At 71.3% G+C, this 25,836-nt stretch carries 25 protein-coding genes; 16 read left to right on the forward strand and 9 right to left on the reverse strand.

The window, feature by feature from the left end; all coding sequences use genetic code 11:
• The first annotated feature begins 15 nt into the window (after positions 1 to 15).
• Positions 16 to 1,230 (forward strand): lipase family protein, encoded by a 1,215-nt coding sequence (locus ACZ63E_RS29305; RefSeq protein WP_465339330.1) that lies wholly within the window; start codon positions 16 to 18, stop codon positions 1,228 to 1,230.
• On the opposite strand, the gene ACZ63E_RS29310 is transcribed toward ACZ63E_RS29305, so the two are convergent.
• Positions 1,199 to 2,074 (reverse strand): SDR family oxidoreductase, encoded by an 876-nt coding sequence (locus ACZ63E_RS29310; RefSeq protein WP_465339465.1) that lies wholly within the window; start codon positions 2,072 to 2,074, stop codon positions 1,199 to 1,201. The genes ACZ63E_RS29305 and ACZ63E_RS29310 overlap by 32 nt on opposite strands.
• A 117-nt stretch (positions 2,075 to 2,191) precedes the next feature.
• Between ACZ63E_RS29310 and ACZ63E_RS29315 the strand changes: the two genes are divergently transcribed.
• Positions 2,192 to 2,596 (forward strand): winged helix-turn-helix transcriptional regulator, encoded by a 405-nt coding sequence (locus ACZ63E_RS29315; protein ID WP_465339331.1) that lies wholly within the window; start codon positions 2,192 to 2,194, stop codon positions 2,594 to 2,596.
• A gap of 6 nt (positions 2,597 to 2,602) precedes the next feature.
• Here the strand turns inward: ACZ63E_RS29315 and ACZ63E_RS29320 are convergent, their stop codons facing one another.
• Positions 2,603 to 2,782 carry a hypothetical protein gene (locus ACZ63E_RS29320; protein ID WP_465339332.1) on the reverse strand — a complete coding sequence of 60 codons (180 nt, stop codon included), beginning with the start codon at positions 2,780 to 2,782 and terminating at the stop codon, positions 2,603 to 2,605.
• Between the two features lie 601 nt (positions 2,783 to 3,383).
• On the opposite strand from ACZ63E_RS29320, the gene ACZ63E_RS29325 reads away from it, so the two are divergent.
• From ACZ63E_RS29325 to fgd, 7 genes are read left to right on the forward strand one after another with little or no spacing between them, the layout of a single operon-like run.
• Positions 3,384 to 4,151, forward strand: a complete 768-nt coding sequence (locus ACZ63E_RS29325; protein ID WP_465339333.1) for an SDR family oxidoreductase — start codon at positions 3,384 to 3,386, stop codon at positions 4,149 to 4,151.
• Positions 4,148 to 5,026, forward strand: a complete 879-nt coding sequence (locus tag ACZ63E_RS29330) for an SDR family oxidoreductase (RefSeq protein ID WP_465339335.1) — start codon at positions 4,148 to 4,150, stop codon at positions 5,024 to 5,026. The genes ACZ63E_RS29325 and ACZ63E_RS29330 overlap by 4 nt, the downstream gene beginning before the upstream one ends.
• Complete coding sequence (locus ACZ63E_RS29335) at positions 5,026 to 5,766, forward strand: enoyl-CoA hydratase family protein (RefSeq protein WP_465339336.1); 741 nt, start codon at positions 5,026 to 5,028, stop codon at positions 5,764 to 5,766. The genes ACZ63E_RS29330 and ACZ63E_RS29335 overlap by 1 nt, the downstream gene beginning before the upstream one ends.
• Positions 5,756 to 6,619: a CoA transferase subunit A gene (locus ACZ63E_RS29340; protein WP_465339337.1), complete on the forward strand. Its 864-nt coding sequence runs from the start codon at positions 5,756 to 5,758 to the stop codon at positions 6,617 to 6,619. The genes ACZ63E_RS29335 and ACZ63E_RS29340 overlap by 11 nt, the downstream gene beginning before the upstream one ends.
• Positions 6,616 to 7,347 (forward strand): CoA-transferase subunit beta, encoded by a 732-nt coding sequence (locus ACZ63E_RS29345; RefSeq protein ID WP_465339339.1) that lies wholly within the window; start codon positions 6,616 to 6,618, stop codon positions 7,345 to 7,347. The genes ACZ63E_RS29340 and ACZ63E_RS29345 overlap by 4 nt, the downstream gene beginning before the upstream one ends.
• Positions 7,344 to 8,399 carry an NAD(P)H-dependent flavin oxidoreductase gene (locus ACZ63E_RS29350; RefSeq protein WP_465339340.1) on the forward strand — a complete coding sequence of 352 codons (1,056 nt, stop codon included), beginning with the start codon at positions 7,344 to 7,346 and terminating at the stop codon, positions 8,397 to 8,399. Before ACZ63E_RS29345 ends, ACZ63E_RS29350 begins: the two co-directional genes overlap by 4 nt.
• A gap of 6 nt (positions 8,400 to 8,405) precedes the next feature.
• Entirely contained in the window at positions 8,406 to 9,410 is a 1,005-nt protein-coding gene (fgd, locus tag ACZ63E_RS29355) for a glucose-6-phosphate dehydrogenase (coenzyme-F420) (protein ID WP_465312270.1), read from the forward strand.
• Between the two features lie 456 nt (positions 9,411 to 9,866).
• Here the strand turns inward: fgd and ACZ63E_RS29360 are convergent, their stop codons facing one another.
• From ACZ63E_RS29360 to ACZ63E_RS29370, 3 genes are read right to left on the reverse strand one after another with little or no spacing between them, the layout of a single operon-like run.
• Positions 9,867 to 11,018 carry an acetyl-CoA C-acetyltransferase gene (locus ACZ63E_RS29360; protein ID WP_465339341.1) on the reverse strand — a complete coding sequence of 384 codons (1,152 nt, stop codon included), beginning with the start codon at positions 11,016 to 11,018 and terminating at the stop codon, positions 9,867 to 9,869.
• An 8-nt stretch (positions 11,019 to 11,026) separates the two neighbouring features.
• Positions 11,027 to 11,797, reverse strand: a complete 771-nt coding sequence (locus ACZ63E_RS29365) for an SDR family oxidoreductase (protein ID WP_465339342.1) — start codon at positions 11,795 to 11,797, stop codon at positions 11,027 to 11,029.
• Positions 11,794 to 12,939 carry an acyl-CoA dehydrogenase family protein gene (locus ACZ63E_RS29370; RefSeq protein WP_465339344.1) on the reverse strand — a complete coding sequence of 382 codons (1,146 nt, stop codon included), beginning with the start codon at positions 12,937 to 12,939 and terminating at the stop codon, positions 11,794 to 11,796. Before ACZ63E_RS29370 ends, ACZ63E_RS29365 begins: the two co-directional genes overlap by 4 nt.
• An 82-nt stretch (positions 12,940 to 13,021) precedes the next feature.
• On the opposite strand from ACZ63E_RS29370, the gene ACZ63E_RS29375 reads away from it, so the two are divergent.
• The 5 genes from ACZ63E_RS29375 to ACZ63E_RS29395 are packed head-to-tail and all read left to right on the forward strand — an operon-like array spanning position 13,022 to position 18,483.
• Positions 13,022 to 14,545, forward strand: a complete 1,524-nt coding sequence (locus ACZ63E_RS29375) for a FadD3 family acyl-CoA ligase (RefSeq protein WP_465339345.1) — start codon at positions 13,022 to 13,024, stop codon at positions 14,543 to 14,545.
• Positions 14,542 to 15,387 carry an enoyl-CoA hydratase gene (locus ACZ63E_RS29380; protein WP_465339346.1) on the forward strand — a complete coding sequence of 282 codons (846 nt, stop codon included), beginning with the start codon at positions 14,542 to 14,544 and terminating at the stop codon, positions 15,385 to 15,387. The genes ACZ63E_RS29375 and ACZ63E_RS29380 overlap by 4 nt, the downstream gene beginning before the upstream one ends.
• Positions 15,387 to 16,517 (forward strand): acyl-CoA dehydrogenase family protein, encoded by a 1,131-nt coding sequence (locus ACZ63E_RS29385; protein WP_465339348.1) that lies wholly within the window; start codon positions 15,387 to 15,389, stop codon positions 16,515 to 16,517. The genes ACZ63E_RS29380 and ACZ63E_RS29385 overlap by 1 nt, the downstream gene beginning before the upstream one ends.
• Positions 16,514 to 17,449, forward strand: coding sequence for an acyl-CoA dehydrogenase family protein (locus tag ACZ63E_RS29390; protein WP_465339350.1), 936 nt, complete (start codon positions 16,514 to 16,516; stop codon positions 17,447 to 17,449). The genes ACZ63E_RS29385 and ACZ63E_RS29390 overlap by 4 nt, the downstream gene beginning before the upstream one ends.
• A complete protein-coding gene (locus tag ACZ63E_RS29395) occupies positions 17,446 to 18,483 on the forward strand; it encodes an acyl-CoA dehydrogenase family protein (protein ID WP_465339352.1) in 1,038 nt (345 codons plus the stop codon). Before ACZ63E_RS29390 ends, ACZ63E_RS29395 begins: the two co-directional genes overlap by 4 nt.
• On the opposite strand, the gene ACZ63E_RS29400 is transcribed toward ACZ63E_RS29395, so the two are convergent.
• Together ACZ63E_RS29400 and ACZ63E_RS29405 are read right to left on the reverse strand one after the other, a co-directional pair.
• Positions 18,480 to 20,294, reverse strand: a complete 1,815-nt coding sequence (locus ACZ63E_RS29400; RefSeq protein WP_465339354.1) for a flavin-containing monooxygenase — start codon at positions 20,292 to 20,294, stop codon at positions 18,480 to 18,482. The genes ACZ63E_RS29395 and ACZ63E_RS29400 overlap by 4 nt on opposite strands.
• Positions 20,295 to 20,384: 90 nt before the next feature.
• A complete protein-coding gene (locus ACZ63E_RS29405; RefSeq protein ID WP_465339355.1) occupies positions 20,385 to 21,560 on the reverse strand; it encodes a GAF domain-containing protein in 1,176 nt (391 codons plus the stop codon).
• A 213-nt stretch (positions 21,561 to 21,773) separates the two neighbouring features.
• On the opposite strand from ACZ63E_RS29405, the gene ACZ63E_RS29410 reads away from it, so the two are divergent.
• Entirely contained in the window at positions 21,774 to 22,784 is a 1,011-nt protein-coding gene (locus ACZ63E_RS29410) for a TerC family protein (protein ID WP_465339356.1), read from the forward strand.
• On the opposite strand, the gene ACZ63E_RS29415 is transcribed toward ACZ63E_RS29410, so the two are convergent.
• The gene (locus ACZ63E_RS29415; RefSeq protein WP_465312258.1) at positions 22,764 to 23,180 is read right to left on the reverse strand and encodes a VOC family protein; all 417 of its coding nucleotides are present in this window, start codon (positions 23,178 to 23,180) and stop codon (positions 22,764 to 22,766) included. The genes ACZ63E_RS29410 and ACZ63E_RS29415 overlap by 21 nt on opposite strands.
• Before the next feature lie 22 nt (positions 23,181 to 23,202).
• On the opposite strand from ACZ63E_RS29415, the gene ACZ63E_RS29420 reads away from it, so the two are divergent.
• Positions 23,203 to 23,868 carry a GntR family transcriptional regulator gene (locus tag ACZ63E_RS29420; RefSeq protein ID WP_465339357.1) on the forward strand — a complete coding sequence of 222 codons (666 nt, stop codon included), beginning with the start codon at positions 23,203 to 23,205 and terminating at the stop codon, positions 23,866 to 23,868.
• Positions 23,869 to 23,873: 5 nt separating this feature from the next.
• Here ACZ63E_RS29420 and ACZ63E_RS29425 read toward each other — a convergent pair whose 3' ends face one another.
• Positions 23,874 to 25,829, reverse strand: a complete 1,956-nt coding sequence (locus ACZ63E_RS29425; protein WP_465339358.1) for a DNA/RNA non-specific endonuclease — start codon at positions 25,827 to 25,829, stop codon at positions 23,874 to 23,876.
• Positions 25,830 to 25,836: the final 7 nt, after the last annotated feature.

Genomic DNA, 25,836 nt, shown 5'->3' on the forward strand with positions numbered 1-25,836 from the left:
CCGATGGAGGTTGTGGTGAAGTCTGTCCCCTTGCGACGCGTGCTGTCGGCGCTCCTCGGCGTCTCGCTGGCGGCGCTGGGAGTGGTGGCCGCGAGCCCGCCCGCCGGCGCGGCGGCGGCCCCGATCCTGCCCGGTCCGTTCGACGACTCGTTCTATACACCGCCGTCACCGCTGCCGGCCGGAAAACCCGGTGACGTCCTGCGCTGGCGCCCGTCGGTGCCGCTGCTCAACGCCGCCAACGCCGACGCGTGGCAGGTCATGTACCTCTCGACCAACGCGCAGGGCCGCCCGGACGCGGTGACCGGGACGATCCTGGTGCCGAAGGGCAAGGACCCGGCCGCGGCGCCGATCGTCGGGTACGCGGTGGGCACGCAGGGCCCGGCGTTCAAGTGCACCGCGTCGAAGGCGATGGAACGCGGCACGCTCTACGACCAGCCGGCGATCAACGACTCACTGTCCAGCGGGTACGCGGTCGCGGTGACCGACTACGAGGGTTACTCGCCGACGACGGTGCCCACCTACATCACCGGCCAGTCCATGGGCCCGGCCGTGATCGACTCCGTGCGAGCCGCACAGAATCTGCCGGCCGCGAAGCTGGCGAAGTCGGCGAAGGTGATCTTCCAGGGGTACTCGCAGGGTGGCGGCGGATCGATGTGGGCCGGGGAGAAGCAGCCCACCTACGCGCCCGAGCTGAACGTCGTCGGCGTGGTCGCCGGCGGTGTCCCGGCCGACCTGACCGAAGTCGCCAAGGGACTCGACGGGTACGTCGGGTTCGGGTTCCTGGCCTTCGCCGCGGTGGGGCTCGACGCCGCGTACCCGGACCTGAAGCTGGATTCGTTCTTGAACGCGACCGGACGGCAGCAGCTCGGCGACGCGAAGAAGAACGCCTGCGTCGCCGAGCTGTTGCTGAACTACTCGTTCAAGAAGATCAGTGACTACACCACGACGAACCCGCTGAGCACGCCGCAGTGGCAGGCGCGGCTGGCGCAGAACAAGCTCGGCGCCAGCCCGCCGCGGGTGCCGGTGTTCCAGTACCACGCGAGCACCGACGAAATCGTCAACACGCCACAGGCGGAGACGCTGCACCGGACCTACTGCGCGGCCGGTGTCCGTGAGCAGTGGCAGACGTACGTCTCCGACCACGCGACCGGCATCCTCGCCGGGAACGCGGACGCGCACCAGTGGATCGTCAAGCGGTTCAGCGGGGCGCAGGCGCCGTCGAACTGCTGACGAACGCGGCGACGGCCTCGGCCAGGGGTGTCGTCGGCCGGCCGATGAGCCGGCTCAGGTCGCCCGACGTCGAGGACAGCTCGCCGGCCGCGATGCCGCGGTCGGCGTCGGCCAGCATCGCCGCGGCCGGCTCGGGCAGGCCGGCGCCGAGGAGGACCTTGCGGTACTGCTCGACGGGCAGGTCCTGGTAGGTGACCTCGGTGCCCGCCGCGGCCGTCACCGCGGCGGCGAGGTCGGCGTACCCGAACGGCTCGTCGCCGGCCAGCTCGTACACCCGGCCCTCGTGCCCCTCGCCGGTCAGAACCTCGACGGCCGCCTCGGCGAAGTCGGCCCGCGGGACGGCGCCCAGCCGGCCGTCACCCGCGGCGCCGGCGAAGGAGCCGACCGCGAGGGCCTGGCTGATCGTCTGCGCGTAGTTCTCGGTGTACCAGCCGTTGCGCAGGAAGGTGAACGGCAGGCCGGACGCGCGGATGACCTCCTCGGTCGCCTTGTGGTCCGGCGCGACGAACAGCTTCGTCGTGTCGGCGAACAGGACGCTCGTGTACGCGAGGTGCCGGACGCCGGCTTCGCGAGCGGCCGTGACGACGGCTTCGTGCTGCGCGAGCCGCTGGCCGGGGGTGCTGCTGGAGATCAGCAGGACCTTGTCCGCGCCGGCGAAGGCCGCGGCCAGGCTCGCGGGGTCGTCGTAGTCGGCACGCCGCACCTGCACCCCGCGCGCGGCGAACTCGGCGGCCTTCTCCGGGTCGCGCACGGCCGCGACGACCTCGGCGGCCGGGACCTTCTTCAGCAGGCCTTCCACGACCAGGCGGCCGAGCTGGCCGGTGGCGCCGGTGACCACGATCATCTGCTTCTCCTCGCTGCTGGACTGCTTACCCATAGAGTGTACTAACTTTGAGAAAGTGCAAACTTCTAGTGAGCATCCTCACCTGGGTTTCCCGGGGTCGCGAGGTACCGTTGACCCATGAGCGAGGCGCCGGAGTGGCTGGACGAGCACGGGCAGGTGATGTTCGACGTCTTCGCGCAGGCCTGCACCTCCCGCGCGACGCTCGAGCACATCACCGGCCGGTGGGGGATCCTGGCGATGGCCGCCCTCCACGACGGCACGCTCCGGTTCAATGCGTTACGCCGCCGCGTGTCGGGGGTGAGCGAGAAGATGCTCGCCCAGACCCTGCAGGCCCTTGAGCGCGACGGTTTTGTGCACCGCGAGGCTCAGCCGACTATCCCGCCTAAGGTCGAGTACAGCTTGACTCCGCGGGGCCGCCGGACTGCGGCGCTGCTGCTGTCGCTCATCGAGGATGTCGAGGGGCAGATGCCTGAGGTTGTGGAAGCCAACGCGAGGTACGACGCCGCGAAGAGTGAGTCGTAACGCGTTCTAGTCCGCCCAGGGGAGTCGTACCGCTTCGAGTTGCGGGTCGTTCAGCAGTGCCTCGATCAGGGTCGGCGGGCCGGCGACCTTGGTTCCCCACAGGTCGTAGTCGGTGCCCAGGCACCAGGAGCGGTCCTCGGCCCAGAAGTTCGAGGGACTGAAGCCGGTCTCGGGGTTGTCGTACAAGAATCCGGCGTCGCCGAGGCGTCCGGTCCGGCCCGGCGGGACTGTGCTCGGCGAAGACGTCGACGAGCCGTGTCCACGTTTCCCGGTCGAGGCTTCCTTCGGTGGGCGGGATGATGTCGAGTGGCCAGCTGCCGTCCCTTTTGGCCGACGGGAAGCACCGATGGCCGGGTAGCTGTCCCCGGGGGAACGACGGGGTCGCCGACGCGCTCCGCGAGCTCCGCCCAGCGCAGCCGTCGCCAGCCGGGTCCGGGGTGCTCGGCGCGGCCCAGTCCGCCGCCCGTCGTCACGGTGGTGGCTTCGAGGTTGATGCCTCCAAGGGCGATCGGCTCGACCTCCCCCGCGGCCAAGCGCGCCTGGCGGTACTCGTGGTGTGTCGTGCCGGTCGGCCCTTGCTCGTGTTCGTACATCGTGGTGAGAACCCATGCCGCGTCGGGCATCGGCGGTGGCGAGAAACCGGTCAGGCCGTCGCCGCACAGATCTCGCAGCCAGTCCGTGGCGCTGGATGGCGCGGGCGGCCACTGCTTGTCCATGCGTCCATGATCTCAGCCGCCGCCGATCCGCCGACCTTGCCCAAAGTGAGAACGTGTTCTAGTTTTGAGCTGTGCAGACCGATCTGGGCTTGACCGGCGCCGTAGTGCTCGTCACCGGCGGCGTCCGCGGCGTGGGCCGGGGCATCACCGAGGTCTTCCTCGCCCACGGCGCCCGCGTCGTCACCTGCGCCCGGCACGAAACCCCCACCGACGCCGAGTTCGTCCGGTGTGACGTCCGCGACGAAGCCCAGGTCGCCGCCCTGATCGACGGCATCGTCGAACGCCACGGCCGCCTCGACGTCGTGGTCAACAACGCCGGCGGCGCCCCGTGTGCGCCCGCCGCGGAGGCGTCGGCGCGGCTGCACGAGAAGATCGTCCAGCTGAACCTGCTCGCCCCGCTGCTAGTCTCCCAGAAAGCCAACGCCGTCATGCAGCGCCAGGACGGCGGTGGCTCCATCGTCATGATCTCCAGTGTCAGCGGGACCCGCGCCTCGCCGGGGACCGCGGCCTACGGCGCCGCCAAGGCCGGGCTCGACAACCTCACCGCCAGCCTCGCCGTCGAGTGGGCGCCCAAGGTGCGGGTCAATGCCCTGGACGTCGGCATGGTGCGCACCGAGCAGGCCCACCTGCACTACGGCGGCGAAGCCGCGATCGAGGCGGTCGGCAAGACCGTGCCGCTGGGCCGCCTCGCCGAGCCCGAGGAGGTCGGCGCCTGCGCCGCGTTCCTCGCGTCCGGCCTCGCCTCCTACGTCTCCGGCGCCACCCTGCGCGTCCACGGCGGCGGGGAGGTCCCGGCGTTCCTCGCCGCGGCCGACGTCAACCACCAGGAGGATTCGTGAGCAGGTTGTGCCAGGACCGCGTGGCCGTGGTGACCGGCGCCGGCCGCGGCATCGGGCGGGCCCACGCGCTCGCCTTCGCCGCCGAAGGCGCGCCGGTCGTGGTGAACGACGTGGACGGGGACGCGGCCGCCGGAGTTGTCGCCGAGATCGAGGCGCTGGGCGGGAAGGCCGTCGCGAACACCGACGACATCGCCGACTGGGCCGGGGCGAAAGACCTGATCGGGACGGCGCTGGGCACCTTCGGCCGCCTCGACGTGCTGGTCAACAACGCGGGCTTCGTCCGGGACCGCATGCTGGTCAACCTCGGCGAGGACGAGTGGGACGCGGTGGTCCGCGTCCACCTGAAGGGACACTTCGCGCCCTTGCGGCACGCCGCCGAACATTGGCGCGCCGAAGCCAAAGCCGGGCGGACGCCGAGCGCGCGCGTCATCAACACGAGCTCGGGCGCGGGGCTGCTGGGCAGCGTCGGCCAGGGCAACTACTCGGCGGCGAAGGCCGGGATCGCCGGGCTCACCGTCGTGGCGGCAGCCGAGCTGGCGCGGTACGGCATCACCGTCAACGCGATCGCGCCGGCCGCGCGGACCCGGATGACCGAGGCGGTGTTCGCGTCGATGGCCCGTCCCGACGAAGGCTTCGACGCGATGGCGCCGGAAAACGTCTCGCCGCTGGTCGTCTGGCTGGGCAGCGAAGAGTCCGCGCACGTCACCGGGCGCGTCTTCGAGGTCGAGGGTGGCAGGGTCTCCGTGGCGGAGAGCTGGCGGCACGGCCCGGCCGTCGACAAGGGCGGCCGGTGGGACCCGGCCGAGCTCGGCCCGGTCGTGAAGGACCTACTCGAGCGTGCGCCCGAGCCCGAACCCGTCTACGGAGCGAGCTGATGGGCATCCTCACCAAGCGCGACGGCCACGTCGAAGTGATCACCGTCGACTATCCGCCGGTCAACGCGCTGCCCGTGCAGGGGTGGTTCGACCTGGCCGACGCGCTCAAGAAGGCCGGTGACGACCAGGACGTCCACGTCGTCGTGCTCCGCGCGGAAGGCCGGGGCTTCAACGCCGGCGTCGACATCAAGGAGATCCAGCGCAGCGCCGGGTACGACGCGCTCGTCGGCGCGAACAAGGGCTGTTACGCCGCTTTCGGCGCGGTCTACGACTGCGCGGTGCCAGTCGTCGCGGCGGTGCACGGGTTCTGCCTCGGCGGCGGCATCGGCCTGGTCGGCAACGCCGACGTCGTCATCGCTTCCGACGACGCCACCTTCGGTGTCCCCGAGGTCGAACGCGGCGCGCTCGGGGCCGCCACACACCTGGCGCGGCTGGTGCCGCAGCACCTCATGCGCACGCTCTACTTCACGGCCCGGCGCATCACCGCCGCCGAGCTGCACGCCCACGGCTCGGTCTACGAGGTCGTGCCGCGTGCCGGGCTCGACGACGCGGCCATGGCCGTCGCCCGCGACATCGCGAAGAAGGACCCGCGGGTGATCCGGGCCGCCAAGGAGGCCCTGAACGGCATCGACACCCAGCAGGTGCACCGCAGCTACCGCTTCGAGCAGGGCTTCACCTTCGAGCTCAACCTGCTCGGCGCGTCCGACGAAGCCCGCGAGGAGTTCTTGAATGGCCGATAAGCGCACGACCGCCGACGACGCCGTGGCGGAGATCCGCGACGGCATGACGATCGGCATCGGCGGCTGGGGCTCCCGTCGCAAGCCGATGGCGCTGGTCCGCGCGCTCCTGCGCACGCCCGTGAAGGACCTGACCGTGGTCTCCTACGGCGGTCCCGACGTCGGCCTGCTGTGCGCGGCCGGGAAGGTGAAGCGGGTCGTGTTCGGGTTCGTCACGCTCGACTCGATCCCGTACGACCCGTGGTTCGGCCGCGCCCGCGAGACCGGCGCGATCGCCGTCACCGAGTACGACGAGGGCATGTTCGGCGCGGCGCTTTCCGCTGCGGCGCAACGGCTTCCGTTCCTGCCGATGCGGGCCGGGCTCGGCTCGGAGGTGATGCGGGCCAACCCGGACCTGCGGACCGTCCGGTCGCCCTACGCCGACGGTGAGGAGCTGGTCGCGGTGCCCGCGCAGCACTTGGACGTCGCGCTGGTGCACCTCAACCGGGCCGACGCCCGCGGCAACGCCCAGTACCTCGGCCCGGACCCGTACTTCGACGACCTGTTCTGCCTGGCCGCGGCGAAGCGGTTCGTCTCGGTCGAAAAAGTCGTCGAGACTCCGGACCTGATGGCGGGCGGGCCGGTGCAGTCGCTGCTGCTCAACCGCGGCAGCGTGGACGGTGTCGTCGAGGCGCCGCGCGGCGCGCACTTCACCACCGCCGTACCGGACTACGGCCGCGACGAACGGTTCCAGCGCCACTACGCCGCCTGTGCGAAGGATCCCGAGGCGTGGCTGGGGTTCGTCGACCGGTTCCTGTCCGGAGACGAGCCGCGCTATCTGTCCGAAGTGGACAAGTTCGAAGCGGAGGCGGCATGAGTGCGACCCGGGCCGAGATCGCCGTCGTGGCGGTGGCCGAGCTGTTCCGCGGCGACGGCGAGATCGTCGTCAGCCCGATGGGCCTGGTCCCGCAGCTGGGCGCGAAGCTCGCCCGGCTGACCTTCGAACCCGACCTGCTCATGTCCGACGGCGAGGCGTTTCTGGTCACGACCGGCGGGGAAGTCGAGGGCTGGCAACCGTTCCGCAAGATGCTCGACACGATCGTCCCGCACGGACGGCGGCACGTCGTGATGGGCGCCAACCAGGTCGACCGGTACGGCAACCAGAACATCTCCGCCATCGGCGATCACACCCGGCCGAAGAAGCAGCTGCTCGGGGTGCGCGGCGCGCCGGGCAACACCGTCAACCACCGCACCAGCTACTGGGTTCCCCGGCACAGCCCCCGGGTTTTCGTGGACACCGTGGACGTCGTGTCGGGCGTGGGGTACGACAACGCCGCGAAGGCGGGCCCGTCGGCCGAGAAGTTCCACGACGTGCACCGGGTCGTCTCGAATCTCGGCGTGTTCGACTTCGGCACGCCGGACCACTCGATGCGGGCGGTGTCGCTGCACCCCGGCGTCACCCGCGAGGAGGTCACGGCGGCGACCGCGTTCGAGATCGACTTCGGCGATGCGGAAACGAGCCGTGAGCCCACGGACGAAGAACTGCGGATCGTCCGCGAAGTGCTGGACCCGAAAGGCCTGCGCGACAAGGAAGTCCCGACGTGAAGACGGCGCTGACCGAGCTCACCGGGATCGACCACCCCGTCGTCCAGACGGGGATGGGCTGGGTCGCCGGGCCGCGGCTGGTGTCGGCGACCGCGGAAGCGGGCGCGCTCGGCATCCTGGCGTCGGCCACGATGACCTACCCCGAGCTGGAAGCGGCGGTCGCGGAGGTCAAGAAACGGACGGAGAAACCGTTCGGCGTCAACCTGCGCGCCGACGCGGCCGACGCAGGCGACCGCGTCGACCTGCTGATCCGCGAGGGTGTCAAGGTCGCGTCGTTCGCGCTCGCGCCGCGCAAGGAGATGATCGCGAAGCTGCGCGACCACGGGATCGTCGTGATCCCGTCGGTCGGGGCCGCCCGGCACGCCGAGAAGGTCGCGGCCTGGGGTGCGGACGCCGTCATCGTCCAGGGCGGCGAAGGCGGCGGGCACACCGGGGGAGTGGCGACCACGTTGCTGCTGCCGAGCGTGCTGGACGCCGTCGACATCCCGGTCGTCGCCGCGGGCGGGTTCTTCGACGGGCGCGGCCTCGCCGCCGCGCTGGCCTACGGCGCGGCCGGTGTCGCGATGGGCACCCGGTTCCTGCTCAGCAAGGAGAGCACCGTCCCGGACGAGGTCAAGCGCGTCTACCTCGAGCAGGGTCTCACCGGGACGGTGGTCACCCGGCGCGTCGACGGCCTGCCGCACCGGGTCCTGCGCACCGACCTGGTCGACAAGCTGGAGCGCACCGGCCGGCTGCGCGGGCTCGCGCAGGCGGCGAAAAACGCGCTCCGCTTCCGGAATATCACCGGACTGTCCCCGGTTGCGATGGTCAAAGAAGGCCTGGCGATGAAGCACGGCAACGCACTGACGTGGAGCCAGCTGGTCATGGCGGCGAACACCCCGATGCTGCTGCGCGCGGGGCTCGTCGACGGCCGGACGGACGCGGGAGTGCTAGCGTCGGGACAGGTGGTGGGCATGATCCACGACCTGCCCACGGTGGCCGAAATCGTCGAGGGCACAGTGGCCGGGGCAGGTGAGATCCTTCGCCGCCTCGGCCGGGAAACGGGAGGATGAGCGAGGGTGGCGCTGAAGGTCGGTTACAAGGCTTCCGCGGAGCAGTTCGGACCGCGGGACCTGGTCGAATACGCCGTGCGCGCCGAAGAGGCCGGCCTCGACTCGGTCTGGGTGTCGGATCACTTCCTGCCGTGGCGGCACGAAGGCGGGCACGCGCCGTGGGCGCTGGCGTGGATGCCGGCGGTCGCCGAGCGCACGAAGCGGGTGCAGATCGGCACGAGCGTGCTGACCCCGACGTTCCGGTACAACCCGGCGGTGATCGCCCAGGCGTTCGCGACGATGTCGCTGCTGTCGGGCGGCCGGGTGATCCTCGGCGTGGGGTCCGGCGAGGCGCTGAACGAGATCGCCGTGTCGGGGCGGGAGTGGCCGGAGTTCAAGGAGCGCTTCGCCCGGCTGCGTGAGTCGATCAAGCTGATCCGCGAGCTGTGGACCAGCGACAACGTCAACTTCGACGGCGAGTACTACAAGCTGGTCGACGCGCGCATCTACGACCGCCCGGAGCAGCCGGTTCCGGTGTACATCGCCGCGGGCGGGCCAGTGGTGGCCAAGTACGCGGGCCGCGCGGGCGACGGGTTCATCTGCACGTCCGGCAAGGGCATGGACCTCTACACCGAGAAGCTGATGCCGGCGGTCAAGGAAGGCGCGGAGGCGGCCGAGAAGACCGTCGAGGACGTCGACCGGACGATCGAGATCAAGCTGTCCTACGACCGCGACCACGAGAAGGCGCTGGAGAACACGCGGTTCTGGGCGCCGCTGTCGCTGTCGGCGGAGCAGAAGCACAGCGTCACTTCGGCCGACGAGATGGAACGGCTGGCCGACGAGCTGCCGATCGAGCAGGTGGCCAAGCGGTGGATCGTGGCGTCGGACCCGGACGAGGCCGTGGCGCAGATCAAGCCGTACCTGGACGCGGGGCTCAACCACCTCGTCTTCCACGGCCCGGGGCACGACCAGGAGCGGTTCCTGAGCCAGTTCTCCGAGGACGTGCTGCCGAAGCTGCGCGCCCTCGGCTGAGGGGCGCCCCCTTCCGCACGGACAGAGTCGCGAATGACCCATTGGGGACGTCTGGCGTCTGCAATGGGTCATTCGCGACACTTCGGCAGGGCCCCGATCGCCGGTGAGGATGCCTTTCCGTGCGCTGCTCCCGTAGTGAGTGACCCATTCATGGCGTCTGATGGCAGGTTGCCGGCAAAGTCGGATCCGCCGGTCGGCTCGTAGCGCGGACGGCCAGGTACATCACACCGGAGGTCGCGGTAGCGGCCCGGGAAGGTCATGAATGACTCATTCATGACCTCTGACGAGGTGAATGAGTCATTCACGACATCGCAGCGGCTCGCCGGCCACGTTCGCCCCGACTTTGCCGGCACCCTGGCGTCTGATGGCATGAATGAGTCACTCATGACGTGCCGCGGGAAGCGGTGCCCGCGCGGCCGCCGCGCCCTGGGCAGCCAAGCCGGGGCGGTGGCTGAGCTAGAGCCGTTCGATGATGGTGACGTTGGCGGTGCCGCCGCCTTCGCACATCGTCTGCAGGCCGTAGCGGCCGCCGCGGCGTTCCAGCTCGTGCAGGAGCGTCGCCAGGAGCTTGGTGCCGGTGGCCCCGATCGGGTGGCCGAGGGCGATCCCGCCCCCGTTCACGTTGACCCGGTCGGGGTCCGCGCCGGTTTCGTCCAGCCAGGCCAGGACCATGCTCGCGAACGCCTCGTTGACCTCGAACAGGTCGATGTCCTCGACGCCCAGCCCGGCCTTCCGCAGCGCCTGCGCGGTGGCCGGGATCGGGCCGGTCAGCATCCACACCGGGTCGGCCGCGCGCACCGACAGGTGGTGGATGCGTGCCCGCGGGGTCAGGCCGTGCTCGCGGACGAAGCGGTCGGACGCGACCAGCGCCGCGCTCGCGCCGTCGGAGATCTGGCTGGCCACCGCCGCCGTCAGCCGGGAGCCTTCGCTCAGTGGCTTCAAACCACGCATCCGCTCCAACGTCGTGTCGCGACGCGGGCCCTCGTCCTGCCGGAAGCCGTCGACCGGGACGATTTCGGCGTCGAAGCGGCCTTCGTCGATCGCCGCGAGCGCGCGCTGGTGGCTGCGCAGCGCGTATTCCTCCATGGCGGACCGGCTGATTTCCCAGTGCGCGGCGATCATGTCGGCGCTGCGGAACTGCGACACCTCGACACTGCCGTAGCGCTCCTGCCAGCCCTTCGAGCCGGAGAACGGGTCGTCGAAGCCGTACTCGCGTCCGGCCAGCATCGCCGCGCTGATCGGGATGCGGCTCATGTTCTGCACCCCGCCGGCCAGCACCAGGTCCTGCGTGCCGGACATGACGGCCTGCGCGGCGAAGTGCACGGCCTGCTGGCTCGACCCGCACTGCCGGTCGATCGTCACGCCGGGCACGTGGTCCGGGAGCCCCGCGGCCAGCCACGCCGTGCGCGCGATGTTCCCGGACTGCGGGCCCAGGGTGTCCGTGCAGCCGAGGATGACGTCGTCCACGAGGTCCGGGTCGACGCCGGCGCGTTCGACGACCGCCCGGATGACGTGCGCGGCGAGGTCGGCGGAGTGCCAGCCGGACAGCGCGCCGCCGCGGCGTCCCACCGGCGTGCGGACCGCGTCGAGGAGGAAGGCTTCGGGCACGGGGGCTCCTAGGGGTGCTGGCTGCTGACGGAGACGACTTCGCCGGTGAGGTAGCTCGCGTAGTCGCTGGCGAGGAAGACCATCACGTTGGCGACCTCCCACGGCTCGGCGGCGCGGCCGAACGCTTCGCGTTTGGTCAGGTCTTCCAGCAGCTCGTCGCTGGTCACCTTGGCGAGGAACGGATGCATGGCCAGGCTCGGCGCGACGGCGTTGATCCGGACGCCGTGCTCGGCGGCGTCGAGCGCCGAACACCGCGTCAGCGCCATCACCCCGGCCTTCGCGGCCGCGTAGTGCGCCTGCCCGGCCTGGGCGCGCCAGCCGATCACCGACGCGTTGTTGACGATCGACCCGCCGCCGCCCTGGGCGACGAACTGCTTCAGCGCCGCGCGGGTGCAGCGGAAGGTCCCGGCGAGCGTGATGTCGAGGACCCGCGACCACTCGTCGTCGGCCATGTCCAGCACGGACTTCGTCCCGCCGAGCCCGGCGTTGTTGACCATCACGTCGAGGCGTCCGAAGTGCTCCACCGCGCCGGTGATGAGCGCCTGGACCTGGTCCTCGGCCGTGACGTCGCAGGGAATCGCGTGCACCTTGCCGAGCGCGGCCAGTTCGGCCGCCTTTTCGCCGAGCCGCCGTTCGTGCCAGTCGGAGACGACGACGCTCGCGCCCTCCTCCAGGCATCGCTTGGCCACGGCCGAGCCGATGCCGGTGCCCGCCGCGGCGGTGACCACGACGACCTTCCCGGACAGCAGGTCGTGGCCGGGTGGGTACTGCGGGATCACGGGCGTGCCTCCCTCGGCAGGCCGAGCACCCGCTCGGCGATGATATTCCGCTCGATTTCGTCCGACCCGCCGTAGATCGTGTCCGCGCGGGTGAACAGGTAAAGCCGCTGGGCGTCGTCCAGCTCGGCGCCGGCGGCGACCAGGGACCGCGCGCCCCGCGCGCGCATCGCCAGCTCGCCGAGCCCGCGGTGCCACTGCGCCCACAGCAGCTTCCCGACGGCGACCTCCGGCCCGGCGGGACGGCCGAGCGTCCGCAGCGCGTGCGCGCGCAGCACGCGCAGGCCGATGCGGGCGCGGGTGAGGTCGGTGCGCAGCAGGGGGTCGTCGTAGGTGCCGGTGCGCTTCGCTTCGGCGACGATGTCGTCGAGCTCGCGGCGGAAGCCGATCTGCTGGCCGAGAGTCGAGACGCCGCGCTCGAAGCCGAGCGTGGCCATGGCGATCTTCCAGCCGTCGCCGGGCTCGCCGACGACCAGCTCCGCGGACGTGCGGGCGTCGTCGAAGAAGACTTCGTTGAACTCCGAGGTGCCGGTCAGCTGCTGGATCGGCCGCACGGTGACGCCGTCCTGGCGCAGCGGCACCAGCAGATACGACAGGCCGTGGTGGCGTTGCGACCCGGGTGCGGTGCGGGCGATGGCGAAACACCAGTCGGCCACATGAGCCAGGGACGTCCAGATCTTCTGGCCGTTCACCACCCACTCGCCGTCACGCAGGACGGCCGACGTCGAGACGGCGGCCAGATCGGAACCGGCGCCGGGCTCGGAGTAGCCCTGGCACCAGAGCTCCTCGACGGCGACGATCTGCGGCAGGAACCGTTTCCGCTGCTCAGGGGTGCCGAACGCGATGAGGGTCGGCCCGAGCAGCTGCTCGCCGATGTGGTTGACCCGCGCCGGCGCGCCCGAGGCGGCGTACTCCTCGTGGAAGGCGACCTGCTCGTCGAGGGACAGGCCACGCCCACCGAACTCGCGAGGCCAGCCGACGCACGTCCAGCCCGCGGCGGCGAGGTGGCGTTCCCAGGCCAGGCGCAGGTCGAACGCCTCGTGCTCGCGTCCCGGCCCGCCGAGGCCGCGCAGTTCCGCGAACTCGCCGGTCAGGTTGTCCGCGAGCCAGCCCGCGACCTCGCGGCGGAATCGCGTCGGTTCCACACACGCCTCCTTGCTGCCGGGCCGGTCCGGCACCTAGGGTAATGAGAACACGTTCTAGTTTGTCGGTCCAGAGGAGGGTGAGGTGGGACAGACCACGATCCCGGCCGTCGTCCGCGATGCCGCAGCGAAGTTCGGCTCCGCCGAGGCGCTCGTCGACGGCCCCCTTCGCCTCGGTTTCGACGATCTTCTGGAACGTGTTCAGTCGGTCGCGCGAGCGTTCGTCGCACGCGGCGTCGAGCCCGGCGACCGCGTCGCCATCACCCTCCCGAACACCCACCACTGGGTCCTGACCGCTTTGGGCGCGCTCTACGCGGGCGCGACGCTGATCCCGGTCAACACCCGGTTCACCGCCGCGGAGACCGTGGACCTGCTGGTCCGGAGCCGGGCGAAGGCCCTGGTCGTGGCGGCCGACTTCCTCGGCGCCGACCGCCACGCGGCGATCGTCGCGACCGGCGCTGACCTGCCGGACACCGTGGTCCGCGTGCCGCTCGAACAGCCTCACCGCGCGGTCGCAGGCACCTTGGGCTGGGACGAGTTCCTCGCCGAAGCCGACCGCGTGCCCCTGGCCGACGCCGAGACCCGCGCCGACGCCGTCCGGCCCGAGGACGTCAGCGACATCCTCTTCACCTCGGGCACGACCGGCCGCTCGAAGGGCGTGCTGTCGGCGCACCGCCAGGTGGTCGACGTCGCCGCGGCCTGGGCGGACTGCGGCCAGGTCACCGCCGACGACCGCTACCTGGTGATCAACCCGTTCTTCCACAGCTTCGGCTACAAGGCCGGGATCGTGGTCGGCCTGCTCACCGGCGCGACGATCATCCCGCAGGCGGTCTTCGACGTCCGTGCGGCCCTCGACGTCATCGAACGCGAGCGCATCTCGGTGCTCCCGGGGGCGCCGACGATCTTCCAGTCGCTGCTGCGCGAGCCTCACCGGGACGTCTCGTCGCTGCGGCTCGCGGTCACCGGCGCGGCGACCGTGCCCGCGTCGCTCGTCCGGCGCATGCGCGCGGAGCTGGGCTTCGAGATCGTCCTGACGGCGTACGGGCTCACCGAAGCCGTTGTCGTCACGATGTGCCGGCCAGGCGACAACGCCGAGCTGGTCGCGAGGACGTCCGGCCGGGCGACCGCCGGGTTCGAGGTCGAGATCCACGGGTCGCCCGGCGAGGTCGTCGTCCGCGGACCCAACGTGATGCTCGGGTACCTCGACGACGCCGAAGCCACCGCGAAGGCCGTCGACGAAGACGGCTGGCTGCACACCGGCGACGTCGGCGAGCTCGACGCCGACGGGTACCTCACGATCACCGGCCGGCTCAAGGACATGTACATCTGCGGCGGCTTCAACGTTTACCCGGCCGAAGTCGAACACACGCTGACCGAGCTCGACGGCGTGCGCGATGTCGCCGTGATCGGTGTGCCGGACGAGCGGCTCGGCGAAGTCGGCAAGGCGTTCGTCGTCGGCGACGGCCTGACCTCGGCCGACGTCATCGCGTTCTGCCGGGAGCGGCTCGCCAACTACAAGACCCCGCGGTTCGTCGAGTTCCTGGACGAGCTGCCCCGCAACGCTTCCGGCAAGGTGCTGAAGCGGCTGCTCAGTGAGGAGACGAAATGAGCGAGGACGTCGTCCGCTACGAGCGCCGCGGGCCGGTCGCCGTGGTCACCATGAACCGGCCCGAGTACCGCAACGCCCAGAACTCGGCGATGACGTACGCCCTCGACGACGCCTTCACCCGCGCGGTGAACGACGCCGAGGTCAAGGTGATCGTACTGGCGGGGGAGGGCAAGCACTTCTCGGCCGGGCACGACATCGGCACCCCGGGCCGGGACGTGGACCAGCCGTTCGACCGGCGCGCGGTGCTGTGGTGGGACCACACCGACCGGGCCGGCGGTGACCAGCGGTTCGCCCGCGAGTCCGAGGTCTACCTCGGCATGTGCCGCCGCTGGCGGGAGCTCCCGAAGCCGATGATCGCGAGTGTGCAGGGCGCGTGCATCGCGGGCGGGCTGATGCTCGCCTGGGTCTGCGACCTCATCGTCGCCTCCGACGACGCGTTCTTCGCCGATCCGGTGGTGCGCATGGGGATTCCCGGTGTCGAGTACTTCGCGCACCCGTGGGTGCTCGGCCCGCGGGCGGCGAAGGAGGTGCTGTTCACGGGCGAGCGCTTCACCGTCCAGCAGGCCAAGGAATGGGGGATGATCAACCGGATCGTCCCGCGCGCCGAGCTGGAACAGCACACGCTGGAGCTGGCGGAGAAGATCGGCGGGATGCCGCAGTTCGGTCTCGCGCTGGCGAAGAAAGCCGTCAACCAGGCCGAAGACCTGATGGGCATGCGGTCCGGAATGGACTCCGTGTTCGGGCTGCACCACCTGGCGCACGCCCACAACGCGGAGACGTCGGAAGACTCCCTCGGCGGGCAGTCGGCGCGGTCGATGCGCGACGCGAACAGGGGGGCCTGATGGACCTCGACATCGACGAGGCCTCCGCGGCCTTCCGGGCCGAAGCGCGTTCGTGGCTTTCCGAGCACGTCCGGGAGTTGCCGTCGATGGACACGGCCGAAGGCTTCGCGGCGCACCGGGAGTGGGAGGCCGAGCTGGCCGACGCGCGGTGGTCGGTCGTGGCGTGGCCGCGGGAGTACCACGGCCGGGACGCGTCGATGCTGCAGTGGCTGCTGTTCGAGGAGGAGTACTACGCCGCGCGGGCGCCGGGGCGGGTGAGCCAGAACGGGATCTTCATGCTCGGCCCGACGCTGTTCGCGCACGGGACGCAGGAGCAGCGTGACCGGATCCTGCCCGCGATGGCCCGCGGCGACGAGGTGTGGGCGCAGGCGTGGTCGGAACCCGAGGCGGGCAGCGACATCGCGGCCCTGCGGAGCACGGCGGTGCGAGCCGACGGCGGCTGGCGGCTGTCGGGTGCGAAGACGTGGAGCTCACGGGCTTCCTTCGCCGATCGTGCGTTCGGGCTGTTCAGGACCGACCCGGAAGCGCAGCGGCACCACGGCCTGACGTACTTCATGCTCGACCTGCGTGCCGACGGCGTCACCGTCCGGCCGATCCCGCAGCTGGACGGCGAGCCGGGGTTCGCGGAGATCTTCCTCGACGACGTCTTCGTGCCGGACGAGGACGTCATCGGCGAGCCGGGGCAGGGCTGGCGGGTCGCGATGACCACGGCGAACAACGAGCGTGGCCTGTCTCTGCGCAGCCCGGGCCGGTTCGTCGCCGCGGCCGACCGGCTCGTGGATCTCTGGCGGGCGAAGGACCGTCCACCGTCCACACAGGACCGCGTCGCCGACGCCTGGATCGGCGCCCGCGCGTACCGGCTCTACACGTTCGGCACGGTGAGCCGCCTCGCCGACGGCGGTGAGCTGGGCCCGGAGTCCAGTGTGAACAAGCTGTTCTGGTCCCACCTGGACGTCGAGCTGCACGAGACGGCGTTGGACGTGCTCGGCCCGGCCGCGGAGACGAACGCGGACTGGGTCGACGGTTACCTGTTCTCCCTGGCCGGGCCGATCTACGGCGGCACCGACCAGATCCAGCGCACCACGATCGCCGAACGGCTGCTGAAACTGCCGAGGGAGGCGCGCCGATGAGGTTCCAGCTGTCGCCGGAGCAGCGCCAGTTCTCCGCGTCCCTGCACGACTTCCTGGACAACGCCGACACCGCGGCCGCCACCCGCGCCTGGGCGGCCGGGGACCACGACCGCGGCCTGAAGCTCCTGCGCGGACTGGCCGACCTCGGGGTGCCCGCGCTGCTCGTCGGCGAAGACCACGGCGGGCTCGGCGGCACCCCGGTCGACCTGGTGGTCGCGTTCGAAGCGCTCGGGTACCACGCCGTGCCCGGCCCGCTGGTCGAAACGGCGGCCGTCGCGCCTTCCGTGCTGACCGGGGACCGGCTCACCGCACTCGCCGAGGGTGACCTGCTGGCCACGGTCGTCGCGCCGCCGGAGGTGCCGCTCGCTCTGGACGCCGACGTTGCCGGGGTGGTCCTCGACCTCAACGAGGGCGAGGTGTCCGGCGTCGGGACCGAGCTCGTCCGGTCGGTCGACCCGGCCCGGCGGCTGTTCCGGATCACCGGGACGACCCGGCCCACCGCGGCGGATCCGGTCGCGTTCGACCGGGGTGTCCTGGCCGTGGCCGCGCAGTTGCTCGGGGCGGGTCAGTGGCTCCTCGACGCGTCGGTCGCCTACGCCAAGCAGCGCAGCCAGTACGGCCGCGCGATCGGCGAATACCAGGCGGTCAAGCACCTGCTCGCCGACGTCGTGACGCAGCTCGAACTCGCCCGGCCGCTGTTGTACGGCGCGGCCGTCGCCGGCGACACGTTCGCCCGTGACGTCTCAGCGGCGAAGGTGATGGCGGGCGACGCCGCGTACCTCGCCGCGCGCACGGCCCTGCAGGTGCACGGCGCCATCGGCTACACCGCCGAACACGACCTGGGCCTCCGTCTGACGAAGGTCCGTGCGTTGGTCGGCGCCTGGGGAACCGGGGCGTTCCACCGGGCGCGAGTCCTGGCGGAGCTGCGATGACCGATCCGCTGGAGACCGAGGAAGCCCAGGCCCTGCGGGACGCGGTGCGGTCGCTGCTGACCCGCCGGTCTGACCCGGAGGCGGTCCGGGCCGCCATGGACTCACCGCTCGGGTACGACGACAAGCTCTGGTCGACGCTGTGCGAGCAGATCGGCGTCGCGGCGCTCACGATCCCCGAGCACTACGGCGGCGCGGGCGCCGGCCTGGCCGAAGCGTGTGTTGTCCTGCAAGAACTCGGCCGCACGCTCACCCCCGCCCCGATGGTCGGCTCCGCGGTGCTGTGCGGCGAAGCGTTGCTGCGCACGGGAAACGACGAAGCTTGCGAGCGCCTGCTGCCGGGGATCGCCGCGGGCACGACCCTCGCCGCGCTGGCGTGGTCCGACGAAGACTGCTCGCCGGGCTTGACCGCGTCCGACACCGGACTCGACGGCCGCGCCCACTACGTGCTGGACGGCGACATCGCGGACACGCTCTTTGCGCTGGCCCGCACCCCGGACGGGATCGGCCTGTTCGAGGTGCCGCTCGAGGGCGTCCGCCGGGAGCGCGTCACGACGCTGGACCCGACCCGGCGGCTGGCGGTGGTGGACTTCGAGAAAACACCGGCCCGGCGCCTGGACACCAACGGCTTCCCTTTGCGGAAGCTGCGGGACACGGCGACGATCGCCGTCGCGGCCGAGCAGGTCGGCGCGGCCGCCCGTGCGCTGGAACTGACGGTGGAGTACACGAAGCAACGCCGCCAGTTCGGCCGTCCGATCGGGTCTTTCCAGGCACTGAAGCACCGGATGGCGGACGTGCACGTCCACATCGAGGCGGCCCGCTCGGCGCTGTACGCGGCGTTGGTGGACGGGGACGCGGAAGCCGTGATCACGGCGAAAGTCGTGTGCAGCGAAGCGTTTTCGCACGCGACGGCGGAGATGATCCAGCTGCACGGCGGGATAGCGATCACCTGGGAGCATGATGCGCACCTGTACTTCAAGCGCGCCCACGGGACCGCGTTGCTGTTCGGCGACCCCGTGAGCGCGCTGTTGTCCTAGGCCAGGTGGTGCACCTCCTGCAACCCGTAGACCGGCGTCGGCAGTCCCTCCGCCCGCGCCTTCAACTGCAGCGCCAGGTACAGCGAGTAATGCCGGGACTGGTGCAGGTTCCCGCCGTGGAACCAGAGCCCTTCCTGCTGGGTGGGCTTCCACATGTTGCGCTGCTCGCCCTCCCACGGGCCCGGGTCCTTCGTCGTGTCCGAGCCCAGGCCCCAGACCTTGCCGACCTTGTCGGCGACCTCCTGGCTGATCAGGTCCGCCGCCCAGCCGTTCATCGAGCCGTAGCCCGTCGCGTAGACGACCAGGTCCGCCTCCAGCTCCGTGCCGTCTTCGAGGACCACCGACGTCTCGGTCAGCGACGTGACCTGGCCGTGCGCCAGCTTGACGTCGCCGTTGGCCACCAGGTCGGCCGCGCCGACGTCGATGTAGTAGCCGGAGCCGCGGCGCAGGTACTTCATGAACAGGCCGGAGTCGTCGTCACCCCAGTCGTGGCGGAAGCCCGCCGCTTCGAGGCGGTCGTAGAACTCCTGGTCGCGGTCCTTGATCGCGGCGTACACCGGCTGCTGGAACGTGTGCATGATCCGGTAGGGGAGCGAGGCGAAGGTCAGGTCGGCCTTCTGCGTCGTCATGCCCGCGGCGAGCGCGCGCTCCGAATAGAGGTCGCCGAGCCCGAGGTCCATCAGCGAGTCCGACCGCACGATGTGCGTCGAGCTGCGCTGGACCATCGTGACGTCGGCGCCGGCCTCCCACAGCGCGCCGCAGATGTCGAACGCCGAGTTGTTGGACCCGACGATGACGGCTTTCTTGCCGCGGTAGGCGTCCGGCCCCGGGTGCTGGGAGCTGTGGTGCTGGTCGCCGCGGAAGCGGTCCTGACCGGGCAGCACGGGAACGTTCGCCTTGCCCGACATGCCGGTCGCCAAGACCAGCTGCTTCGGCTTGAGCACGACTTCTTCGCCGTCGCGGTCGAGGACGACCGTCCATTCCTTCGCTTCTTCGTCGTAGGAGGCGCTCTTGCAGGTCGTCGACGACCAGTAGTTCACCTCCATGACCTTCGTGTACATCTCGAGCCAGTCGGCGATCTTGTCCTTCGGCGCGAACACCGGCCAGGTGCGCGGGAAGTCGAGGTAGGGCAGGTGGTCGTACCAGACCGGGTCGTGCAGGCACAGTGACTTGTACCGCCCGCGCCACTGGTCGCCGGGGCGGGCGTGCCGGTCGACGACGACGTGCGGCACGCCGAGCTGGCGCAGCCGGGCGCCCAGCGCGATCCCGCCCTGTCCACCGCCGATGACCACGACGTAGGGCTGGGTGGTCGTCCCCAGCTCCTCGGCCTCCGCTCGCCGCGCCTCCGCCCAGGTGACGCGGTCGCGGTGGATGCCGTGCTCGGCGCCCTTCGGCCGGGTCGTGCCGAGCGGCTCCTCGTGGCCCTTGAGCTCGTGCAACGTCGTGAGGAAGGTGAACGCGCCTTCGTCGGTGAGCCGCAGGTGGCCGCGCCCGCGCCCGGCGGCGGTCTCGAAGCCGATCCAGGATTCGACCACCCCGTCGCTCTCGGTGGGCTCGTCGGTGGGGTGGAAGCCGGTCGCGTCGGCGGTGTCCATCGTGGCGAGGAGGAGGTCCTTCACGCCGTCACGGTTCTCGACGGTCTTGAGGTTCCAGGTGAACGCGACGAGGTCGCGCCAGAACGACGTCGTGGCGAAGAGGGCGGCGGCCCGGTCGGCGTCACGGGCCGCGAGCGCGGCCTCGAAGTCGGCGAGCCAGCCTTCGACGCGCTGCCGGGCGCCGACCGCCGCGGCCGGTTCGAGGGTCTGGGTCATGAGCGGACCTCCCCGTCTCGGGCACCGTCTTCGTCGGCGGCGCGTTCTGCGCAGCCAACACCGCAGGCCGGGCCCGGGGAAAGGGTTGCCCTAGGGTTGCATCAGGACGACGTCGACGCCGTCGGCGAACCGGTACGGCCGCGCGAGCAGCAGGCCGCCGACGACCTTCCGCAGCCGGGACAGCTCGGCGCGCACGGTCACCAGGTGCGTGCGGTCGCCGTAGAGCGTCTCCGACAGCTGCGCGGCCGACACCCCGGCCGGCCCGGCGGTCGCGATCAGCCGCAGCAGGTCCGCCTGGCGGCGGCCGAGCGGGTGCGTCCACCGCATCGAGCCTTCGACGATCGCGCGCGGCGGATCGAGTTCGAGTGTCAGCCGCAGTGCTTCGCCGCGGCTCGGCCGCAGCAGCCAGCCGCCGGGCACCGGCTCGGGTTCGCACGCCCCGACGCCGCGGACCGCGACCGGCACACCCTGGCGGGGAACGGCGACCCGGTCGATCCCGGGGGCCCCGCTCTGCGCCGCGACCCAGCCGTGGTCGTCGACGACGAGCCCGGGCCCGCCCCCGAGCACGTGCCCGGACAGCTGCCGGAGACCTTCCAGCCGCATTTCGTGACGCTGCCGCAGGACGGCCTCGGCGAGCCGCACCGACGTCCCGACCAGCGCGACGGTCATCGGGTGGACCGTCTCGGCCGGCCCGCTGACGTCGACAATCCCGAGCAGCTCGCCGGTGCGCGGGTCGTGCACGGGGTAGGCGGTGCAGGCCCAGGTGTGGTGCGAGCGCACGAAGTGCTCGGCCGCGAACATCTGCACGGGCGCCGCCTCGGCGAGCGCGGTGCCGATCGCGTTGCTGCCGATCGCGGGCTCGGACCAGGTGGCGCCTTCGGTGAAGCCGAGCGAGTCGGCCCGGTGCCGCACCCGGCGCGCCCCTTCGCGCCACAGCACAACACCGTCGGCGTCGGTGACGACCATCAGGTGGTGCGCGTCCTCGGCGACCGACGTCAGCGCGCCCCGCAGCTCCGGCAGGACTTCGCGCAGCCGGCTGCGGGTCCGCCGCCGTTCGACCTCGGCGGCGTCGACCGGGTCGGGCGCGGGCGGCCGGTCGGGGTCCACACCCTGCGCGGCGACGCGGCGCCAGGAGCGGGCGACGAGCCGCCGCGGGGCGGTCTCGGGCGGCCGTCCGGCGAGGACGGCGTCGTGGATGCCGGCCAGCAGCCGGGCGTGCCCGGCGACGTCGGAGCCGGGCCGGACCGCGCAGACTCCTTCGTCCACCGCCACCTCCAGGGCCGCCCTCCACGGTAACCCGCAGGTACGGGGGTGGGGCAACCTCGGCGCAACGTCCGGAGTGGCGGCCAGCGGCAACCGACTGTACGGTCCGTGACCGGGCCGCACCCACCGTCACCGCGGCGGTCCACAGTGGACGGCACCGGCGCGTGATCCGGACCTTCCGTACAATCGGGACAAACGACCGAAGTAGGGGAGCGGATGGGTATCGGCGTCGGCACCTGGGTTCTCACCATCGGCGTGATCCTGGCGCTGCTCGCGATCGACCTCGTGGTCGCCGCGCTCCGGCCGCACCGGGTCGGGTTCGGGGAGGCGGTCGCGTGGTCGGTGGGGTACATCCTCGTCGCCGTCGCCTTCGGAGTCTGGCTGACGCTGGCCCACGGCGGTGAGTTCGGCGCCGAGTACTTCGCCGGCTACATCGTCGAGAAGAGCCTGTCGGTCGACAACCTGTTCGTGTTCGTGATCATCATGACGACGTTCGCCGTCCCCGAGGAGCACCAGCACAAGGTGCTCACCTTCGGCATCGTGCTGGCGCTGGTCATGCGGGCGATCTTCATCGCGCTCGGCGCGACGCTGCTGGCGTTGTTCTCGTTCATGTTCCTGCTGTTCGGCCTGCTGCTGATCTACACCGGCGTGCAGCTGTTCCGCCACCGTGACGCCGACCCCGACATCGAGACCAACCTGGTGGTCCGCACCGCGCGGCGGCTGCTGCCGGTCTCCGACAGCTACGACGGCGGCCGGCTGACGACCACGGTGGCGGGCCGCCGGGCGGTCACGCCGCTGGTGGTGGTTCTGGTCGCGATCGGCGGGGTGGACCTGCTGTTCGCGCTCGACTCGATCCCGGCCGTGTTCGGCGTGACCGAAGAGCCCTACATCGTGTTCGCCGCGAACGCGTTCGCGCTGCTGGGCCTGCGGGCGCTGTACTTCCTGGTGAAGGGCCTGCTCGACCGGCTCGTGTACCTCTCCGCCGGGCTCGCGGTGATCCTCGCGTTCATCGGCGTGAAGCTCATCCTCCACTGGGCGCACGTCGACATCGACGAGCGGGTCCCGGAGATCGCCACGCCGGTGAGCCTCGCGGTGATCATCGGCGTCCTGGCCGTCGTGACGGTCGCCAGTCTCATCAAGACCCGCAACGACCCGGCCGCGAAGGCACACCCGGGCTCGCTGCGGGCGTCCGACACCTCAAGCCGTTCAGACGGCGAAGACCTGTGAGTCGTCCGCGAAGGCCTTGAACTCCAGGGCGTTCCCGGCCGGGTCGAGCAGGAACATCGTCCACTGCTCGCCGGGCTGTCCCTCGAACCGCAGGTAGGGCTCGATCACGAACCGCGTCCCGGCGGCGCGCAGGCGCTCGGCGAGGGTGTGGAACTCCTCGACGGTGAGCAGCAGGCCGAAGTGCGGCACCGGCACGTCGTGGCCGTCGACCGGGTTGTGGGCCCGCTCGGGCGCGCTCGCCGCCAGGTGCGTGACGAACTGGTGGCCGTGCAGGTTCCAGTCGACCCAGCGCTCGGCGCTGCGGCCCTGCTCGAGCCCGAGGACTTCGCCGTAGAAGCGGCGGGCGGCGTCGAGGTCGTCGACCGGCACGGCCAGGTGGAAGCGGGGGATGCTCATGTCCTGATGTTAACATTCCGACATGAGCAGAACGGCCCAGGTCACGCCCGCCCGCCGGCGGGGGCTCGCCGACGAGGTCGCCGACCGCATCCGCGACGCCGTCTTCGACGGGGTCTACCCGCCCGGCAGCCAGCTGCGGGAGGTGGAGCTGGCGGCGGCGCTGGGAGTCAGCCGCGGGCCGGTGCGGGAGGCACTGCTGCGGCTGGAGCGCGAAGGCCTGGTGCGCGGCGAATGGCACCGCGGCACCACGGTCACCGCACTGTCCGATGAGGACGTCGCCGAGCTGGACAGCCTGCGGGCGGCGCTCGAACAGCTCGCCGTCGCGCTGGTGGCCGAGCGCGCGTCCGACGCCGAGCTGGCCACGATCGACGACGCCGTGCGGCGCATGGAGCGCGCGGCCGACGAGCACGAGATGGTCCGCTGCGACCTGGGTTTCCACGACGCGGTCTACGCCGCCTCCGGGCACCGGCGCCTGCGCGAGGCCTGGGAGGCGATCCGCTCGCAGGTGCACCTGTTCCTGCTGACCCGCATCGGCGTCGACACCGAGGGGTACCTGGCGGGCATCCCCGCCGAACACCGGCAGCTCGCCGACGCGCTGCGGGCGCGGGAGAAGGAGGCGGCGCTCGAGCTGTTCGCCGAGCACCGCCGCCACGCCTTCGACATCCTCGCCGGCCGCGCGCCGGACTGACCAGGTCAGAGCACCAGGTCGGCCAGGTCCCGGATCTCGTTGGCCTCGTTCGTCGACTCCAGGCCGGTCAGCGGGTCGGCGGCGGGCAGCTCCCCGAACGACAGTCCGGTGAGGTCGGCGATCCGCCGGACCGGCACCTGGTACGTGCGGTAGGCGCCGTAGCTGAACTCGGTCGCGGCCTCCAGGCCCTTGATCAGCTCCTCCTGGCTCAGCAGGTACGCCGTCGCCGACAGGGTGCCGTCGGACTTCACCATCACGACGACCTTCCAGAACTGCCGGGGGAGCCGCACTCCGCGGTAGGCGTCGTCGTCCGCGGCCAGCACCGGGCCGGTGACCACCGTGACCTTGAGGTCGGCGGTGTCGGCGTTCTTCAGCACGTAGTCCTCGAGCCCGGCCCACGTCGTCTTGTTCTGGTTGAAGTCCTTGTGCTGCGGTGAGCAGTTCGTGAAGTGGAACGTGTCGTCGTTGCCGAGCTGGGCGATCGCCTCGGTCGTGCCCCACGCCGGGTCGAGGCGGCGCACGAGGTGCCCGCGGTCGAGCGGGTTGTCCCGGTAGATCTCCTCGCCGATCTGCTCGGTGACGGCCACGCGCGGGTCGAGTGACCAGTGGTCGGCTTCGCGGTGCAGTGCCCGGCTGTGGCGCCCGTCGATGTTGACCGCGGTGAAGAACGCCAGCCCCCGCTCCTTGTTCATGACGAGGCTGAAGTGGTGGTAGGGCAGGACGTAGCGCGGCTCGCTCGCCGCCTGCCGGTTGGTCGCCGCCAGCGCCACCATCGTGTCGGACAGCTCGGGCAGCGGAACCGTGTGCCCGGGCAGGAAGTCCGGGTCGTATCCCTCGCGGTTCGAGTAGTCCGGGTCGATCCGGCCGGTCGCCGGGCTCGCGACGGCGGCGGGCGCCTCGGCGCGCAGCCGGATGTCGACCGGCATCGTGAGGGTGAGCACCTGCGGGCCCGCCGCCTCCACCACCGGCCGGGCCGGCTTCGCGCGTTCGGGGCGGGTGGAGAGCCGGTCGACGAGGGCCTGCTGCGCGGGCGGGAACTGCTTGCCCTGCAGGAATCCCAGCAGCCTGCTGACCCGGATCCCCTCGTTGAGGAAGTTGCCGAACTCGGCGTGGCCGTCGGCGCGGACGCTGGCGTGGTGCAGCGCGACGATCTCCCATTGGTCGTTGAACACCGGCGAGCCCGACGAGCCCGGTTCGGTGTCGGTTTCGTAGTGCAGGAACTGCTCGAGGACGTCGACGATCCGGTTCTCCCGCAGGGCGACCTGCTTCTTCAGGCCCTGGGGGTGCTGGATGATCGTGACGAAGTCGCCGACGATCGCCTTGCCCTCGGTCCCGATCAGCCGGTTGAACCCGAAGGGGCTCAGCTCGTCGGCGGCCGCCTTCACCGCCACGAGCGCAAAATCGAGGTCTTCGTCGGCGACGAAGAAGCGGTCCGGGTCGAAGCCGAACGCCCGCACCGGCCGGGGCAGGCCGTCGACGCCGTCCTGGTAGTCGAACTCGATGAGGCTGAACCCGGCGGTCGCGGCGTCGGGGAGCACGTGGTGGTTGGTCAGCAGCAGGTCCGGTGAAACGAGCGATCCCGTGCCGTAGCCGACGAGCCGGCCGCGTTCGTCGCGGATGTTCACCCGGCCGACGGCGGCCGAGGCCGTGACGCCGCCTTCGAGGTACCCGATGCCGAGGAGGTCGTTGGTGAGGATGATCCGTTCGAGGATCGCGCCCGCGGCGGTCATCGCGGCCGGGTCGCCGGCGGCGATCGCCGCGGGGCTGACCGGCCGCACGTCGGGGTAGTACCGGCCGAGCCGGTCGATCCGGGTGGCCACGCGGCTCGGCTCGTCGGCGAGGGCGATCCCGCCCTTTTCCCGCAGCAGCGCGATCTTCGCCTGCCGCTGCCCGGTGCGGCGCGCGGCGCGGCCGGCGACGGCCTCCTGCTGTTCGGACGGTCGTTCGGTCTGCACGTCCACGGTGCCT

It is taken from the genome of Amycolatopsis sp. NPDC104819, assembly GCF_055583145.1.

Coding starts and splice junctions, on each gene's coding strand:
- ACZ63E_RS29310 (WP_465339465.1), bottom strand. CDS start 2,074: ATGATCGTGGTCACCGGCGCCACCGGCCAGCTCGGCCGCCTGGTCGTG.
- ACZ63E_RS29315 (WP_465339331.1), top strand. CDS start 2,192: ATGAGCGAGGCGCCGGAGTGGCTGGACGAGCACGGGCAGGTGATGTTC.
- ACZ63E_RS29335 (WP_465339336.1), top strand. CDS start 5,026: ATGGGCATCCTCACCAAGCGCGACGGCCACGTCGAAGTGATCACCGTC.
- ACZ63E_RS29340 (WP_465339337.1), top strand. CDS start 5,756: ATGGCCGATAAGCGCACGACCGCCGACGACGCCGTGGCGGAGATCCGC.
- ACZ63E_RS29345 (WP_465339339.1), top strand. CDS start 6,616: ATGAGTGCGACCCGGGCCGAGATCGCCGTCGTGGCGGTGGCCGAGCTG.
- ACZ63E_RS29380 (WP_465339346.1), top strand. CDS start 14,542: ATGAGCGAGGACGTCGTCCGCTACGAGCGCCGCGGGCCGGTCGCCGTG.
- ACZ63E_RS29385 (WP_465339348.1), top strand. CDS start 15,387: ATGGACCTCGACATCGACGAGGCCTCCGCGGCCTTCCGGGCCGAAGCG.
- ACZ63E_RS29390 (WP_465339350.1), top strand. CDS start 16,514: ATGAGGTTCCAGCTGTCGCCGGAGCAGCGCCAGTTCTCCGCGTCCCTG.
- ACZ63E_RS29395 (WP_465339352.1), top strand. CDS start 17,446: ATGACCGATCCGCTGGAGACCGAGGAAGCCCAGGCCCTGCGGGACGCG.
- ACZ63E_RS29400 (WP_465339354.1), bottom strand. CDS start 20,294: ATGACCCAGACCCTCGAACCGGCCGCGGCGGTCGGCGCCCGGCAGCGC.
- ACZ63E_RS29410 (WP_465339356.1), top strand. CDS start 21,774: ATGGGTATCGGCGTCGGCACCTGGGTTCTCACCATCGGCGTGATCCTG.
- ACZ63E_RS29415 (WP_465312258.1), bottom strand. CDS start 23,180: ATGAGCATCCCCCGCTTCCACCTGGCCGTGCCGGTCGACGACCTCGAC.
- ACZ63E_RS29420 (WP_465339357.1), top strand. CDS start 23,203: ATGAGCAGAACGGCCCAGGTCACGCCCGCCCGCCGGCGGGGGCTCGCC.